Origin of the sequence: Fibrella aquatica, assembly GCF_041321135.1 — a bacterium.
GTDB lineage: Bacteria > Bacteroidota > Bacteroidia > Cytophagales > Spirosomataceae > Fibrella > Fibrella aquatica.
Genome location: NZ_JBGGWF010000010.1, coordinates 165,229 through 181,507, shown reverse-complemented (window position 1 = coordinate 181,507; position 16,279 = coordinate 165,229). Strand labels below are relative to the sequence as shown.

Below are 16,279 nucleotides of genomic sequence, written 5' to 3'. Positions count from 1 at the left end.
GGCTTGTGGGCGCGCATGGCTGTGTGCTGGCTGATTGTTCATTGTTCATTGTTCATTGTTCATTGCTCTCAGGCGCAGCCGGTTGGCCAGTTTATCGACGATACCATTGAGGTGGGTCGGCCTTTCCGGTATGCACTGACGGTACGGCATCGGGCTTCGCAAGATGTGTTCTTTCCCGATACGGCTCAGCATTTCGCTCCGTTTCTGGTGCAGAGTGTCGCTGTTTTTCCAACCCGCACCGTCGATCGAATCAGCCTCGATAGTGCCGTTTACACGCTGGTCTCGTTTGAGTTTAGTCGGGCAAGGGTGTTGCAGGTGCCCGTTTATATGGCCGATGGGGCTGACTGTACGGCTCTGCTTTCCTCGCCAGATACCGTTTTTCTGCAGTCAACAGTGCTTGCTTCTTCCCGCCCCGACACGCTTCAGCTAACCCCGAGCGTGGTACTGACACCCCTGCCGCAGGAATTCAACTACGCTTATCTGGCCGTGGCCGTGGGAGTTATGGGTGTACTGGTAGCGGCCATCTATATTCTGTTTGGTGCCCTGATCCGGCAACGGTGGGAGCGCTACTTGCTGGGTCGGTATCACACTCGGTTCCTGGCCAGGTACAATCAGCTGACTCGTAACCTAGGCCCGGAGTCAACGGGCGATACAACGAATCAGGCCATTGTGAATTGGAAAAAATATCTGGAACGGCTCGAAAAAAAGCCCTTTACCTCGTTAACCAGTAGCGAAATTGCAGACCGAATTGGCGACGAACGATTGACCGACGCTCTACGCGAAACCGATCGGATGATTTACGGCGGTTCATTTACCGATCAATCGCCGCTGGCCCTGCGTGTATTACGCGATGTGGCCGTGGCCGCTTACCAACGCCGCCGTGAGGCTATTAGTTAAAGCACCTTGACCTTGCCAAAATAACCATCCATGTCTTTATCAATCGATCAGATAATTATTTACCCGATTAAATCGCTGGGGGGCGTTTCTGTGTACGAGGCCATTGTTGAAGTCGGCGGACTGCAACACGACCGCCGGTATATGCTGGTGGAACCTTCGTTTGATGGTCGTTCAGGCACGTTCATTACACAGCGTACGGTCCATGCCATGGCCCTGATTGAGGTGGCTGTGAACGTACCTGCGAATGAGCTAACCGTTTGGCACCGTCACAATACGGCCGATGTTTTGAGGTTGCCGTTAGTGCCCCCGCCGTCAGCTGAAGAGCCTTTGCTGGTTACCATCTGGGACAGTGAAGACGTACCTGCGCACGTTGTTAGTGCAGAGGCCGATGACTGGTTTAGTCGGGTGATTGGCAAACCTTGTCGGCTGGTGTATATGCCCGATACAACCCGCCGCAGCATCACATCGAGCCATACCCGTCGCGATGAGGTGGCCGACCCGGTAGTGAGTTTCGCCGATGGTTTCCCGGTATTGCTCATCACACAGTCGTCGTTGGATGAACTCAATCGGCGGGCTGTTGAATCGGTAAATGAACCGTTAACGATGGCACGTTTTCGGCCTAACCTGATTATTGAAGGCCTCTGCTGGCCTCATGATGAGGATACCTGGGGAACCGTACAACTCGGCGAGGCCGTATTTTATGGCGTAAAACCCTGTGTTCGCTGCGTGCTGACTACTATTGATCCAGAAACCGGCGAACAGGGTAAAGAGCCGCTGCGCACGCTGGCTACCTACCGCAGTCACGAAAACAAAATTCTGTTCGGCGAAAATTTCATGCCCGACCGAACCAGTGCCGGAACGACCATAAACGTGGGCGAAATCGTCCGGGTAATTGACCGAAAAGAACCTAGGCTGCCTGTTGGCTTCTAAAATAGTAAGTACAAAAATTATGCTTCGTCCTGCTATTTATTTGAGCCTTCCTGTTGTGTTGGGGGCTGCTTTTTCAAATCGAATGGCGGCGCGGCTGTCTGAGGTCGATCCTGTGCATTGGGCCACTACGCCGGTGCTGGCTATTGTCGTTTGGGTCATTTACACCCTGGATCGACTGCTCGATGTGCGGGATAGAAATAGACCGCTCACTGCCCGCCATCGTTTTCATGCCGACAATGTAGATTTGTTGTGGGGTGCCGTAGGCGGATTAGGAGCTGTGGCCGCCATACTGGTCTTCTTTCTGCCCCCACCGGTTGTTCGTTTCGGTGCCGGACTGGGTTTTGTCTGTGCTGCCTACATCCTGATCGTCTACCGCCTTCGCGATCAACACCCGGCTATGGTGGCAAAGGAACCGCTGGTTGCTCTCTTGTTTACGGCCGGTATTTGGGGAACAGTATGGGTACAACGCGAAGCCATTGGCTGGCCTTTTAAGGTGCAGACAGTCCTGTTTCTGGTGATTGCCTTTCAGAATTTGCTGTTATTTTCGGTTTTCGAGCAGAAAGAGGCTACCCCTGCATCAGGTAGTGTGTCGCTGGCAACCGCCTGGGGTATTCGTCGATGCGATACCATACTGCGCTGGTTAACCTTCGTGAGTATTGCCGGTGCGTTTGCTATCTGCTTTGGTGCCGACGATTCTGGCGGAGGAAGTCGGTTTTCGCAACGGGCCAGCCTGATGATGGGCATTATGAGCCTGGTTTTGTATGCCATTCAGCGGTACCCGACCTACTTCCTGAAAAATAACCGATATCGCTTCGTTGGCGATGCCGTTTTCTGGCTTCCGGCGCTGGTTCTTTAAGGAGACGTACCCAGACTTGTAACCAATAAAAAAGGGGGCTAATCAACTGATTGGCCCCCTTTTTACATATGGTAGATTACTAAGTTAAGGCATTGGGGTGAGGTTCACGGCTTCGACGCGAGTGATCTCGGGTACGGCTTTTAGAATCGCTTCTTCCAGCCCTCCTTTGAATGTCATTGCCGACATGGGGCAACTGCCGCACGAACCCATTAGTTCGAGCCGCACAACGCCTTCATCGGTAACGTCGAGCACTTTAACATTGCCTCCATCAGCGGCCAAATAGGGCCGCATGCTATCGAGTGCCTTATCGACGCGGGCAATCAGGGGGTTTACGTTATCTACGACCATTTGCATAAAATCAATGTCTTACTGGTAAATATAGTACAATTCAGGCATTATACCCGGGTAAACTCCACGCGCTTGGTTTCATCTTGTGTAGCGTTGCGAATAGCTACCCGACGGGCAAGAGCTTCAGCAGCACCCCGGAACGCATCGGCAGATGGGCCATCACCGGAGACCAGGGCGGGTTTGCCTTCATCACCTGCTTCACGAATACTTTGTACCAGCGGAACCTGACCTAATATGGGTACATCAAATTTTTCGGAAAGGAGGGCTGCCCCGCCAGAGCCGAAAATATAGTACTTGTTGTTCGGCAGTTCGGCAGGGGTGAAGTAAGCCATATTCTCCACGATGCCCAGCACAGGTACGTTAATCTGCGGTTGCCGGAACATAGCCAGTCCTTTAATGGCGTCGGCAATGGCGACTTTCTGCGGCGTAGTGACAATAATAGCCCCCGTAACCGGCACTGTCTGTACCAGCGAGAGGTGAATGTCGCCCGTGCCGGGAGGGAGGTCGATCAGTAGATAATCGAGTTCGCCCCATTCGGTGTCGGAGAAGAACTGTTGCAGCGCCCGGCTGGCTACCGGTCCGCGCCAGAGCATAGCCTGGTCGGGCGGTACCAAAAAACCGATGGACATCAGCTTGATTCCAAACTGTTGAATGGGTTGAAGCCGGTTTTGTCCGTCGATCTGAATAATCTGCGGCTGCATGTCTTCGGCCCCAAACATGGTTGGAATAGACGGACCGTAAATGTCGGCGTCGATGATCCCCACTTTAGCCCCCGATTTATGCAAAGCAATGGCCAGATTAGCCGTTACCGTCGACTTGCCAACGCCCCCTTTCCCCGAGGCTACCGCGATGATGTTTTTAACACCGGGCAGTAGTGGAGCATCGTTGCGGGTCGATGTCACGTTGGCCGTCATGTCCACCTGCACCGACACTTCTGGACCAATGTGCGTGTGAATGGCGTCTTCGCAACGCTGCCGAATCAGTTCCTTCAAGGGGCAGGCAGGCGTGGTCAGTACGATGGTGAAGCGAACTGAATCTACGCCAAGCTTAATATCTTTGACCATGCCCAGCGACACAATATCGCGTTTCAGGTCAGGCTCTTCTACATGGCCCAATGCGGCCAGTACGGTGGGTTCGGTGAGTTTGTAACTTGACATATGAGCTTCAAGTTTCAGGTTCCAGGTTTCAGGTTTCAAGTGGCTTCGCTACAGCAAGATTGCTCACTAAGCGAAGCCACTTGAAACCTGAAACCTGGAACCTGAAACTCTTTTTATTTTAAACGATTCAAAATCTCGGCGCGTTCGGCAATTGTATTTACTGTGGCTGGCAGCGCGTCAATTTGTTGGAGAATTTTCTGTAAAAAGAGGCGATGGGCGTTGGTTAGGCCATGTAGTGGTCTGTGCGTCATTGCCCGCCGGATTTGCGACCACTGTTTTATGAATGTGCAAAGGTCGGGTGTAAATGCGCTTTCGGCAAACTTCGCAAACACATAATCGTGGGCCTGAGCGTTGGGGTGAATCAGGTCGGCTTCGTAGAACCGGTAATCGCGCAGGTCATCCTGCACGAGTTCGTAGGCCGGAAAATAATGCACATTGCTGAACGTACCTGACCTGCCTGGTTCTGGCCCTGACTGTCCCGTCAGTTCGGCGCAAAGGGTACGCAACAGCGCTTTACTAGCCGAGTTCTGCACCAGTCCATCGCGGATGTGGCGCACGGGACTAACCGTCAGTACGATTTGCAGGCCCGGATTACAGTTGTGCAACAGGCTTAACAGGCTGCTTAGTTCTGCCCGAATCGGGTCTATCTGAGAAAGGTATTTGGTGAACAACGTACCTGGCATTTTGTGGCAGTTGGCCACGATTTGCTCTGTTTCATGGAGCTGATACACCACCGCCGACCCAAGCGTAATCAATAACCAGTTTGCCTGTCGTAAGGCATCTCCGGTTTCGGCCAATCGTTGGGTAAAGGTATCAGCCAGTTCAGCGCGGCTATGTCCCCAGATGGATGAGTGAGCGTCGTAGTGAAACCAAAGCCCATCGCGTTCAACGTACCCAGCCTCGTCAGGTACGCCTCCGGTCAGCGCCAGTCTGAGCAACTTCCCAATCGAAAACGGATTGAATAACGTACCCAGCGGATTAGTGAGTACCGTCAGTTTATGGTCGGCCAGCCGACTACCCATTACTTCGGCAAAACAAGACCCCACAGTTACAACCCGATCAGTCAACTGAAGTTGAACGGGCAGGCGGTCAGGCGTTAATTCGGTACGAAACTGCATACGGAACCAACGCAAAAAAAAGACCTATAGTTGAGGTTCCTGATCAATGAGTGAACCGGAATACAACCAGTACTCAGTACAGATACATATGTTTGGGTACTTCTGGCCCAGTTAACCGCTCATTGATCCAGCGCAGGCAGGCCACCCGATTGGCCTCTGTCAGCGAACGTAGCCGGATAGCCGCATAGAGCTGACTTACCCCGCTATTTGCTTTAGCGTGTACATCACACTCTGCTACCAGTGGGCAGCCAGCAATGACATTCTGAATATGAGGGAGCGAGACGTTGACGCCTGCAATTGGGACTGTCTCGTCTATACGGCCCAGTACAAACAACTCACGCTCTGAAACCCAGTTGAGCCTGTCGGGGATCGGGTACGTTGCGCCTGTGTTGGTGTTATTAATCGTTGCCGGTTGGTCAGGCAATTTAGTCAGATACGGGAAGAGTGTAAATGGCCGATCGGGCGAGTGACGATAGCCAATGCCACTGGTATCTGATGAACCATAAATCTCGGTCAGCGCTACGCCGGCAGCGTTGAGCTGATTAAACAAGCCCGGAGGCATTGGCGCTGCCGACGACACTCCTCGGCAATGTATTGTTGGCCGCCCAGGCAATGCTCTAAAGAAGAATTCCCAGGTAAGGGGCGTACCAACAAACAGGGTTGTCTCTGTTAAGTCGGAAGCGGTTAGTTGGCTTATGGAATGAACCGGACAGTTCCAGAGTGCTGGAAGCAGAACGCTGAAAATAAACCCGTAGATATGGTTGGTCGGTACGCTGGTGGCTATCTGATCTGGTTTTGGCAATAGCTGGGTTAAAAATTGGGCTTCTGCGAGTAGCGTGGTTAAGGAGTGAGTTACCGCTTTGGTTGCGCCCGTGGTACCCGACGTTCGGAAGGTCACTACCTCATCAGCTTGTGTTCTTGCCCTCAGAATGCAGTTTATCCATTCAGATAGGCTGGTATGTGCCAGAAGGTAGTTGTCTGCCGAGGTCTGGAAAATGCCGAATAATTCGTTCATGTAAGCGGCAAGCTCCATGCATTGCAGCGAGTTTAAACCCAGATCATACTGCAGGTCTACATTGGCCGATACCGTATCCAAAAAGTTCAGTTGTGGTAACTGACTGATTCGGCTTGAGGTGTCGAGGATGATCCGACCTACGTTGTCTGCCGTCCAGATCATGATTGTTGGCGCAGGGCATCAGCTTTGAGCAGAAAGTCGGTCACGTCTTCAAAAAAGATTATTAGACTATCGGCGGTATTCTTTTCGATGGTAAGGTTGAAATGGCGCTCAATCAGCGATTGCCCAACCGAAAACCGGACAACGTAGGGTTCCTGTCCAATAACAAGCCCCGATTCGGCCGGGAATTCGGTCACTGTTTGGTTCAACTGGGGAAGAAATCCCCCCAGCGTGTCCAGCAGATTATCGCCGGGCAAGCCAAGGTGCATCGCCAGGGGCATTATCAGCTGAACGGCTTTCGGATTTACCTGTCTGATGTCTCCCCTGATGCTGGTTTCGGCCATCGCTACCGGCGAGCGATTAAAAAACGGTAGCAGCTTTTGCAGATGGGATTGCGCATCGGTCTCCATCAGGAAATAGACTTTCGGTTCACAAGAAAATACTGATAACGGCTCTCCGGTGATTTGAGCAGCCGCAAGCGTACTCTGACGGGCTCACACACGTAGGTCAATATGTAATCCAGCTCCTCATCGAGCTCGGGCAGGGCATACTTTGCCGCCACCATAATGTTGTTGGCACAGGGGGCAATTTGGGTAAAATAGTACTTGCCCAGGGCATATTCGCTACTGATTCCGGTTATGTGCGACTCTGACTTGCAGTAGGCTGCCACAACTCCCTCCCGGGTCATCCGAACAATGCCGAAAGGGGCTTCGTCCAGTTGTTCACTCGTTTGTTTTTCCAGCCAGTTCAGCAGGAAGGGCGATGAGAAGTCGATAGAGTGGTTCATAGGTGAATAAGTAATTGAGGGGTTAGGTAACAGGTAGGTATACGAAGAAGGTGGAGCCTACCTGTGGTTGGCTGGTAGCCGACAGGGCACCTCCGTGGTTTTCAATGACTTTCCGGCAGATCGCTAAGCCCACACCCGTTCCGGGAAATGCAGATTTGGTATGGAGCCGCTGGAATACTTGAAATATCCGGTCGAGGTATTTTTCATCGAAACCAATGCCGTTGTCCGATACGCTGATTTCGTGGTAAAACCGGCGGTTTACCGTTTGGTCATGCTCTACGGCCTCGATAGTAGCCAGCACTGAATCGGGAAGCTGTTTTGCCGGTACTTTTCTGGAGGATACTTGAATCACGGGAGGCACATCGGGCCGCCGAAACTTAATGGCGTTTGCCAGCAGATTCTGAAACAGTTGGCGAAGCTGCGCCTTATCGCCGTGGCAGACCGGCAAGTGCTCGTAATTGATGATAGCCCCCGATTGTTGCACACTAACGTAAAGATCATCGGCTACTTCGGCAATCAACTTCGATAGAGGTATTGATTCATGAGCGCTTCGCTGAGTCGATACCCGTGAGTAATCGAGTAAATCTTTGATTAATCCCGACATACGCGAAGCTGCCTGTTGCATCCGGTTAACCATATCCAGAGCTTGCGTGTCCAGCACGGCGGCGTAATTCTTGGCCAGTAAGTCGCCAAACGACCGAATTTTGCGGAGGGGTTCCTGCAAATCATGACTGGCCACATAAGCAAACTGCTGCAGGTTTTCGTTACTGCGGCGCAGTTCCATGTTGGCTACTTCCAGTCCTCGTTTCTTACGTTTCAGGTCTGATACATCCAGGAATGTGAATAGCACCCGTTCACCATGCCGGATCAGAGCTGTTTGAAACCATCCTTCTATGCCATCACTAAAGTAAGGCATGATCCACTCCTTGTTTTCACCGGTTTCTGCCACCTCAACCAGCCGCTCGAAAAGGTCATGTCCTTCGTCGCTGGGAAAAAGAGTTAACAGCCGTGCGCCAATCAGTTCCTGCTCTGTCCGCCTGGTGAGTCGTTTTTGTGTTTCGTTCACCAACACATACGTGAAATCGATAATGCGGCCGGGGAGTTGGCTAATAGATTCTTCCCGAACAGGGTTGAATAATACCAGACCCGACGGTTGGGCGTTGATGATTACCTGCAACAAATCGGCCTGTGCTTTCTGGGTAAGTTGCGCCTCATGCTGCTCCGATATATCAATGAAGGTCATCAGCACCGCGTCAGTCGATCGGCCGTCACTCACTCGGCTAAACTGGGCATCGAGCCATCCATTGGGCCGTTGGGTGTAGTTGGTGAGCACCATGTGTTGGGTACGTCCGGTGTCAATCGTTTCTCGCAAGGCCGTATCCAAGGCAGTACCTTTGAAGTGGGGAAACAACACAAATAGTTGCTGACCAGTCAAGTAATCATCGGTATAGCCCGTCAAATAACTGTTCATCCGGTTGGTCATCCGGTACTGAAAATCAATGATTTGACCACTTTTATCGCGAACTGCCTCCCATAGTACCAGCCCGGCCGGCGTACTTTCTCCGATCGACTTCAACAACTCGGCCTGGAAATGGTGATCCAGTTGGGTCTGTTTTGCCTTCGTTATGTCGGTAACCGTCAGAATAATCTGGTCGCCCGTGGGCGTCATCGACGTCTGGTACCAGTGCGTGCTGTTCTGAGACCGGTATGGCATCTCAAATGAGTGGCTTGTGCCGCCTTCAACGCACATGATGCAGCGGCTGAGTAGCCCCGATTCTACTCCGCCATCGATAAAAGTGGTTAGTACAGGGTCGTGTCCGCTGGTAACAGTTGGCGCAAAAATTTTCCGGAAGGCGGAATTGAAGCGACTTACATGAAAGTTGCTGATACGGCCGTTGGTTGACCGAACGGCATTCAGTACGGCCAAGCCAACGGGTATAGCTTCCAAAACGCCGTCTAGCAACTGAGCCTGTTGCTGGCTCGTCTCCTCCAGCTTCTGATACATCGTGATGTCATTGTAGGTAACCATCACGCCATTGGCAATCTGCACAATACTGTATTCGCGCCACAGGTCATATTCGGGGTAATAATTTTCGCCAGAGAGCGGTTTGCCGGTTTTATAAACCTGTACATACTTGCTGAACAGACCGTTAAGGCCGGTAGCCGGATAGATTTGCCAGAGCGTTTTGCCAATCAGTTCGTCGCGCGTAAAGCCGGAACTCATGCGAAGTCCGGCTTCGTTAATCATCAAAAAGCGAAAATCGTCGACCTCTCCGGTTTCATCGAGTATGGCTTCGTATACTGTTATACCGCTGAGGGCTGAGTCAAATGCCTGTTCCAGTACGCTCGCTCGCCGGGCTGCGTCCTCATTCGCTTTATGCTGGGTAATGTTGCTGTAGGAAACGACTAGACAGTCTTCCATACGCACGGCCGACACATCGCACCAGGAAGAAGTTGACTGCCCTGGCCGGTTGTATTCAAACTCAAATCGAATAGACTCGCCTGTTTCGATAACCTGTTTATAGTGTTTGCCCAACGTTTGAGCCAGATGAGGGTACACTTTGTCGAAGGTATTACCCAGTAGTTCAACAGCAGGTTGCCCCAGATCTCGTTCGGCCACCGCATTGAGCATAGTTAATCGCAAGTCAGTAATTACACCGTTTGTGTCCCGCAATGCACGGTAAACTGACACGCCGTTCTGAGAAGCCGTTAAAATGCTTTTCAAAAGGTCTGAAGCTGATTGATGTATAGTGTTCATGTCATCAATAGGGCTATCTGATCAACCTTGCGTTTTAGTTAATATAATAGGCTGACTAACTCACACAAGGTTACTCTTTCGTAAGTATGCGACAGTTCAAATTTATTCAGGGGGCGTTTTTATTTTGAGTGAGCCAAAATTCGACAGCCTTTTGCATCATGTCTGTGACTTTATGATAACTACCCGGCTTGATGAGGTAAGCGTTAACACCCAGGTCGTAGGCACGCCGGATGTCAACTGGGTTTTCAGAACTACTGTAAACAATGATCGGTGTATACCGTGTGCGGCTCTGGGCACGCGCTTGCTGAATGACGTCGAACCCGCTTCGTCCGGGCAGGTTCAGGTCAATTAGTATAATTCTTGGTAGTAGTACCCCTTTGCCCAGGTACGTTCCCTGCTGAAGTAAATAATCAATGGCTTCGCTACCATTAGCCAGAATGGAAAAACTGGGTGGGTTAGCCTGTCGTCCGATGGCCCGCTTGAAAATATCAACTTCGTCGAGATTATCTTCAACGTAGAGTATGTCGATCATAAGGTGTTAATCTACAAGAGGTTTAGGAAAAGCGACAAAGAAGGTTGTTGACTGATTAAGTGTACTTTCGAACCATATTTTACCCCGATGCCTGCTCACAATTCGCTTTACAATGGCCAGTCCTACGCCATCTCCTTCGTAGCGGGCAGCTGAGTCGAGTCGCTGGAAAAGCTCAAATACTTTACCTGCCTGTTTCATGTCGATGCCAATGCCGTTGTCATTGATCGCATAAATAATGTCACGTTCATCCGAGTAGCCTCTTACCAGAATAGCGGCTCTGGGTACATGGCGCGAATATTTTACGGCATTGGAAATCAGGTTGCTGAATACCTGAGCAATCATGGTTTTATCACCGTACAAGTCCGGCGTGTCACCCAGGGTGATCGTTACGCTACGGTTGGCCTCACCTGCCAGGGCTTCCTCCCGAATCTGCATTAACAACGGTTCCATAGCTATGTATTCCGTGAGTAGCTCGCTGCGGCCCAGGCGCGAATACTGCATTACATTCCGGATAAGTTCACTCATCCGGTCTGTGGCTTTCATGACCTTACTGAAAATGGCGACGGCCGATTCGTCCATCTGGCTACCATAGTCTTCCAGATAGATTTCTGAATAGCTTTTGATAGACGAAAGTGGCGCGCGTAAATCATGCGAAACCGTATAGCTAAAAGCTTCAAGCTCCTCGTACGCAAGTCGAAGTTTCTCGTTGAGCGCCCGGATCTGGTCGGCTTTAAGCGCCACAACCTGCAATAGATCTTCCCGTAGCTTAAGCACGGTACTCAATTCCTGCTGTTGCCAGGGCTGCGATTGATTTCGTACCAGTTGACTCCATTTGTCAAAGCTCTTGCGTGGGCTGAGACGTACCTGACCATCATCTGTTATCTCAACAGGCTTATCAGGATTCCCGCCCCAGTGTACTGTTTTAATCTGTTCGGGTTTAAACCAGAGGAGGTACTCGTTCATGTCCCGAGAAAGCGTCAGCATGAGTACACCGGCTGCTTTATCGCGGTGAGGCTCGGCGGGAGGATACAGGTCTGGTAGTTTGTTGGTTTGAAAGATGGTCTCGGTGGCAGTAGCTTTATGCCAGTCAATCAATTCCAAAATAAAGGCCTCGTCAGGTGTATCGCCCAGGGTGTGAAGCTGTCCTTCAAAAAGTAAGGCCATGCCTGTTGCTGAAGTGAGATCTAACGCGGTAACGGGATGTTTGATTAAGCCTTGTACCACATCCCAGTCGGCTATCATCTGCTGATGAACGAGTTGCTCATAGTCCAGCAACTGCTCGGAAAAAGCTGACAGTTCATCATGTTGCCGAATTTCGACCGTAGCAGACAGCACCTGACTAATCAGTTTAACCGATTGTCGTGTCGAATTATCGATAAAGCGGGGACTTTTGTAATGATGGCAGGCAATGAGTCCCCACAGTTCACCCCGATTGAGCAATGAAATGCTCATGCTCGACTGAACTCCCATATTCTTTAAGTACTCGATATGCACTGGTGACACAGACCGTAAGCTGGCGTGAGTTAAATCAAGTGGTCTGTTATAGTGACGGTAAGTAGCTGGGTAAATGCCAATTCTGGGTTGATTAACATCCACAATGCCGCGTACAAGATTGATCTTATACAGTTCGCGCGCCTGACGGGGAATATCGGAGGCTGGATAATGTAAGCCAAGAAACGGTTCCAGATAGTCTTCGCGCGCTTCGGCAACAACTTCGCCATGCCAGTCTTCATTGAAGCGATACACCATAACACGATCGAAGCCGGTTATCGATTTCACCTTCGCCACTGTTTTGTGCAGCAGATCGGTCAGTGTTGTGCTATGCTGTATGTCAGACATGATCTGAGACAGCAACATCAACGTTGATAGTTGATGCGTACCCGTCGGCTCCAGTTCAACAAGGAGCGCGCCGTCGTGGATATGCAACAAAACGCACCATAACTCGCCACGGATGGTGATCTGATAAGGAGCGAAAGCATCAGAACTGCTATTTCGTGTGGCTATTAGCAGAATTTCCTCTAGTATGCTACCTGGCAGGTCACCCAGGGTAAGGGCTGATAGCGGCTTACCTATCACATCAGCGATTGACTGATTCACCAGTTCACTCAGGTTTTCACTGGCTTGCCAGATCGTGAACGTACCTGGATCCAAAGCCAGCAAATAACCATGTGACTGGATATACCCAGGCCACTGTACAGGTTCCTGTTCACATGTTGTTAAATCAGGAGCAGGTTGCATAGTGATAGATTAAGAGGAACCTGTATTAGCGTAAATCAAATATAGTATAAATAACTAAGAGTTAACACACTTTCATGTGTGTAGTATTTAAGTAAAAATATTTTGTTTGTTTAACTTTTCCTAGACATGAAGAATCAATGAAGTATGAAACAATTCATAAATGGATAGTAGTAACGTCTTTATTTAACAATAGAAATAGTTGGACACAAAAAAAACGGACCTTTCGGGTCCGTCTTTCTAAAAATCCAATCTGATTTTACGAATCAGTGTGGCAATATTATGGCTGCAACACGATTTCGCCGATTACGTCGACCGTAACCTGATGCTTCACCTCTTTGTGAAGGTCAAGCGTGGCCTGGTATTCGCCCAGCATCTTCACGTCTTCGATCGTGATTTTCTTCCGGTCGATGTCGAATCCTTTCTCGCGAAGGGCGTCGGCAATTTGGGTATTGGTAACCCGACCAAAGATTTTTCCACTTTCGCCTGCTTTCGCGATCAGTGTCAGTTTCAGATCGCCAATCTGCTCGGCCAGCGCCAGCGCATCATTTTTGATCTTTTCAACCTTGTGAGCAGCCTGACGTACGTTTTCGGCCACTACTTTTTTATTCGAGGGCGTTGCCATCACAGCAAATCCCTGCGGAATCAGGTAATTACGACCAAAGCCCGGTTTCACCGAGATGATGTCGTTCTTATACCCAACGCCGGTTATATCGGTTTTGAGAATGATATCCATTGAGAAATAAGTTTGATGTTTGATGTTTAGTGTTTGATGCTAAGACTGTCGAAACGTCAAACATCAAACGGTAAACGCCAAACTCTATTTAAGTGAATCGGCTACGAAAGGAAGCAGGGCAAGGTGACGGGCACGTTTTACGGCTTGACCTACTTTGCGCTGGTATTTCAGGCTAGTGCCTGTGATACGCCGTGGCAGAATACGACCCTGATCGTTCAGCAATTTCAACAGGAAATTGGGATCCTTATAATCGATATACTTAATACCGGCTTTCTTGAAGCGGCAGTATTTCTTGCGGACTTCGCCGCTGTTCATTGCTTCGTTCTGTAAGCTCATGGTTATTTCGCGTCTGCTGTTTCTTGTTTCTTCTTACCCACCAGGCCGTTTTTCTTCCGGTCGTTATACTCGATGGCGTGCTTATCCAGCACCGTCGTCAAGTCACGAATCACGCGCTCGTCACGTAGATACTCGATGTTGAGTTTCTCGATCAGGGCAGGATCACACTTAAACTCGAACACCTGATAATAACCCGTGTTCTTGTTTTTGATGGGGTAAGCCAGTTTGCGCAGACCCATGCTGTACTCATGCACAAGTTCAGCTCCGTTGCCAGTCAGCAACGTCCGATACTTGTCAACGGCGTCCTTTATCTGAGATTCAGATAAAACGGGAGTCAGGATGAACACCGTTTCGTAGTTCTTTTGGAACATGATGAAATTAATTTGATTTAAAATGAGGCCGCAAAGGTAGGGAAAAAGGTTTAATGTTCAACGTCTAAGGTCTAAAGTTGCTCCGCAGATTAGCAGAGCAACTTTAGACCTTAGACGTTGAACCGCAGCGGCGGACCGCTTAAACCTAAAACTTTACTTCACCGTAAACTCGCCCTGTCCGATTCGGAAGCCTTCGGCGTAGATTTCGATGGTGTGGCGGCCTTCATTGAAGCGCTGACCACCCCGGCCGTAGATAAACGCGATTTGCTGACCGGTGTTGGTGTAATCGATGCGCTGCATAGCCGTGTAAATCATCTCTTTGCTGGCATACGTGAATTCGCCCGAACCGGTAGCCATATCAGCCACTACAGCACCGCTTGGGTCCAGAATGCGCAGGTAAATGTCTTTGGCGTTTTGTTGCGTTAGCGGGTTGGGGCTTAGCTTAAACGAGATCTTTATTTTGTCGAGGCGTTTGGCTTTGTACTTACCGCCATCCTGTTCTTTGCCGCGCGTGTTCAGTGCCGTTACTGCAATATCGTCGGCGTGCAGAGCGGCGGCAATCGTCACCTTGTCGCTTAACTCTCGATTTCGAGCCTGTACTTCACGCGCTTTGGCCGCAAAGCTCACTACAGTATCAGATAGCTCCTGCTTCTCTGAACGCAAATTGAGATTTTCGGAGGACAGCGCCGTATTCTGTTCGGTCAAGATGCCGTTCTCTTCGCGCAGACGGGCAATTTCCTGGTCTTTTTCGGCCAGCAAATTTTCGTACCGGCTAATCTTCTCGTTAAAAGCCCGGGCGTTGAAACTGTTTACATTGCGAACCTGAATTTTGTCTTTCTCGATCTGCTCTTTCACTTTCAGCAGCGAATCAACACTGCCACCTAGCTGTTGAATTTCGGCAATTTTGGCATCTAGCTGCGCCGAAATCGAATCAAGCTTCATTCTTGTGACCAGTACTTCCTCCGTCTTGGCAGCAATGGTGGCATCTTTTGTTTTGTTATTCTCTTTTTCCTGGTACCAGAAATAAAGCAGCAATACGTTTAGGGCGGCCAAAGCAAGCAGGGCAATAATGAGAAAACTCCGGCTACTATTATCGTTTCGTTTTTCGGGTCGTTGTTCCATGGGATAGGGTACAGGGAGTGATGCGGTTAGAGTGGAAACGGCAGGAGATCTGCAAATTGTATAGGTTCAGACTGAATTCACTGGTTTGAGGCGGAAAAACTACAGCATTCTCCACGAAACTCAAACCTATCTTTGCACAATCTTCCCCAACGGTAGGCGTTATGCGCCTTATTTATGATGACAATTGACGCGTCTATACGCCAAATCGAGCAGCAGATAGCTGGCCGGGCAGCTTTGGTAGCTGTAACAAAAACAAAACCTGTGGCCATGCTCGTGGAGGCTTACGAAGCTGGCTGTCGGCGTTTTGGCGAGAATAGAGTGCAGGAAATGGCCGAAAAACAGCCTCAACTTCCGGCCGATGTTCGCTGGCATCAGATTGGGCATCTGCAGACAAATAAGGTAAAATACATTGCCCCCTTCGTCAGCCTTATAGAATCGGTCGATAGCCTGAAATTGCTGGAGGAAATTGACCGTCAGGCCCGAAAAAATGACCGAGTGATCGATTGTCTGCTTCAAGTGTACATTGCCGACGAAGAAACCAAATTTGGCTTGCTTCCCGATGAGGTGATCGACCTGCTGCAATCGCCCGAACTCGATACGTTGCTTAATGTGCGTATTGTTGGCCTGATGGGAATTGCTACCAACACCGACGATGAGGCACAAATCAGGCAGGAGTTTAAAACCCTGAAGCAACTTTTTGATGTGCTTAAATCAGTAGAACGACCTAATGTGGATTTACAAGAACTGTCGATGGGTATGAGTAGCGATTACCTGATGGCCATTGAAGAAGGTAGCACGATGGTAAGAGTAGGTAGCGCCATCTTTGGAAGCCGAAACGTTTAACGTGCACAGGATATCGTTGGCAGCCAGCCCGAATTAAACGGAACTGGAGAAACTTGCGTGCGCTTGAAGCACCCTTACT

At 50.1% G+C, this 16,279-nt stretch carries 17 protein-coding genes; 4 read left to right on the top strand and 13 right to left on the bottom strand.

Annotated elements, in window-relative coordinates; all coding sequences use genetic code 11:
- Window positions 1-48: 48 nt before the first annotated feature.
- From ACAW87_RS20390 to ACAW87_RS20380, 3 genes are read left to right on the top strand one after another with little or no spacing between them, the layout of a single operon-like run.
- Window positions 49-897 carry a hypothetical protein gene (locus tag ACAW87_RS20390; RefSeq protein WP_370725485.1) on the top strand — a complete coding sequence of 283 codons (849 nt, stop codon included), beginning with the start codon at window positions 49-51 and terminating at the stop codon, window positions 895-897.
- A 30-nt stretch (window positions 898-927) separates the two neighbouring features.
- Window positions 928-1,827: an MOSC domain-containing protein gene (locus tag ACAW87_RS20385; RefSeq protein WP_370725484.1), complete on the top strand. Its 900-nt coding sequence runs from the start codon at window positions 928-930 to the stop codon at window positions 1,825-1,827.
- Between the two features lie 19 nt (window positions 1,828-1,846).
- Window positions 1,847-2,683, top strand: a complete 837-nt coding sequence (locus ACAW87_RS20380; protein ID WP_370725483.1) for a hypothetical protein — start codon at window positions 1,847-1,849, stop codon at window positions 2,681-2,683.
- Between the two features lie 84 nt (window positions 2,684-2,767).
- On the opposite strand, the gene ACAW87_RS20375 is transcribed toward ACAW87_RS20380, so the two are convergent.
- The 13 genes from ACAW87_RS20375 to ACAW87_RS20315 form a co-directional block, all read right to left on the bottom strand.
- On the bottom strand, window positions 2,768-3,037 hold the full coding sequence (locus ACAW87_RS20375; protein ID WP_370725482.1) for a NifU family protein: 270 nt from the start codon (window positions 3,035-3,037) through the stop codon (window positions 2,768-2,770).
- Window positions 3,038-3,078: 41 nt separating this feature from the next.
- Complete coding sequence (locus ACAW87_RS20370) at window positions 3,079-4,188, bottom strand: Mrp/NBP35 family ATP-binding protein (RefSeq protein ID WP_370725481.1); 1,110 nt, start codon at window positions 4,186-4,188, stop codon at window positions 3,079-3,081.
- 113 nt (window positions 4,189-4,301) lie between these two features.
- Window positions 4,302-5,306: a GSCFA domain-containing protein gene (locus ACAW87_RS20365; RefSeq protein WP_370725480.1), complete on the bottom strand. Its 1,005-nt coding sequence runs from the start codon at window positions 5,304-5,306 to the stop codon at window positions 4,302-4,304.
- A 73-nt stretch (window positions 5,307-5,379) separates the two neighbouring features.
- Complete coding sequence (locus tag ACAW87_RS20360; RefSeq protein ID WP_370725479.1) at window positions 5,380-6,483, bottom strand: AMP-binding protein; 1,104 nt, start codon at window positions 6,481-6,483, stop codon at window positions 5,380-5,382.
- Entirely contained in the window at window positions 6,480-6,890 is a 411-nt protein-coding gene (locus tag ACAW87_RS20355; protein ID WP_370725478.1) for a hypothetical protein, read from the bottom strand. Before ACAW87_RS20355 ends, ACAW87_RS20360 begins: the two co-directional genes overlap by 4 nt.
- Window positions 6,890-7,267: a photoactive yellow protein gene (locus ACAW87_RS20350; protein ID WP_370725477.1), complete on the bottom strand. Its 378-nt coding sequence runs from the start codon at window positions 7,265-7,267 to the stop codon at window positions 6,890-6,892. The genes ACAW87_RS20355 and ACAW87_RS20350 overlap by 1 nt, the downstream gene beginning before the upstream one ends.
- A 22-nt stretch (window positions 7,268-7,289) precedes the next feature.
- A complete protein-coding gene (locus ACAW87_RS20345; protein ID WP_370725476.1) occupies window positions 7,290-9,992 on the bottom strand; it encodes a PAS domain-containing protein in 2,703 nt (900 codons plus the stop codon).
- A 139-nt stretch (window positions 9,993-10,131) separates the two neighbouring features.
- Window positions 10,132-10,557 (bottom strand): response regulator, encoded by a 426-nt coding sequence (locus ACAW87_RS20340; RefSeq protein WP_370725475.1) that lies wholly within the window; start codon window positions 10,555-10,557, stop codon window positions 10,132-10,134.
- Between the two features lie 6 nt (window positions 10,558-10,563).
- A complete protein-coding gene (locus tag ACAW87_RS20335; RefSeq protein ID WP_370725474.1) occupies window positions 10,564-12,795 on the bottom strand; it encodes an ATP-binding protein in 2,232 nt (743 codons plus the stop codon).
- 277 nt (window positions 12,796-13,072) lie between these two features.
- A complete protein-coding gene (gene rplI, locus ACAW87_RS20330) occupies window positions 13,073-13,528 on the bottom strand; it encodes a 50S ribosomal protein L9 (protein ID WP_370725473.1) in 456 nt (151 codons plus the stop codon).
- 84 nt (window positions 13,529-13,612) lie between these two features.
- Window positions 13,613-13,864, bottom strand: a complete 252-nt coding sequence (gene rpsR, locus ACAW87_RS20325; RefSeq protein WP_085412948.1) for a 30S ribosomal protein S18 — start codon at window positions 13,862-13,864, stop codon at window positions 13,613-13,615.
- Window positions 13,865-13,866: 2 nt separating this feature from the next.
- Window positions 13,867-14,235 (bottom strand): 30S ribosomal protein S6, encoded by a 369-nt coding sequence (rpsF, locus tag ACAW87_RS20320; RefSeq protein ID WP_370725472.1) that lies wholly within the window; start codon window positions 14,233-14,235, stop codon window positions 13,867-13,869.
- A 153-nt stretch (window positions 14,236-14,388) separates the two neighbouring features.
- Window positions 14,389-15,357, bottom strand: coding sequence for a DUF8428 domain-containing protein (locus ACAW87_RS20315; protein WP_370725471.1), 969 nt, complete (start codon window positions 15,355-15,357; stop codon window positions 14,389-14,391).
- 174 nt (window positions 15,358-15,531) lie between these two features.
- Here ACAW87_RS20315 and ACAW87_RS20310 point away from each other — a divergent pair, with 174 nt between their 5' ends.
- Window positions 15,532-16,200, top strand: coding sequence for a YggS family pyridoxal phosphate-dependent enzyme (locus tag ACAW87_RS20310; RefSeq protein WP_370725470.1), 669 nt, complete (start codon window positions 15,532-15,534; stop codon window positions 16,198-16,200).
- Window positions 16,201-16,279: the final 79 nt, after the last annotated feature.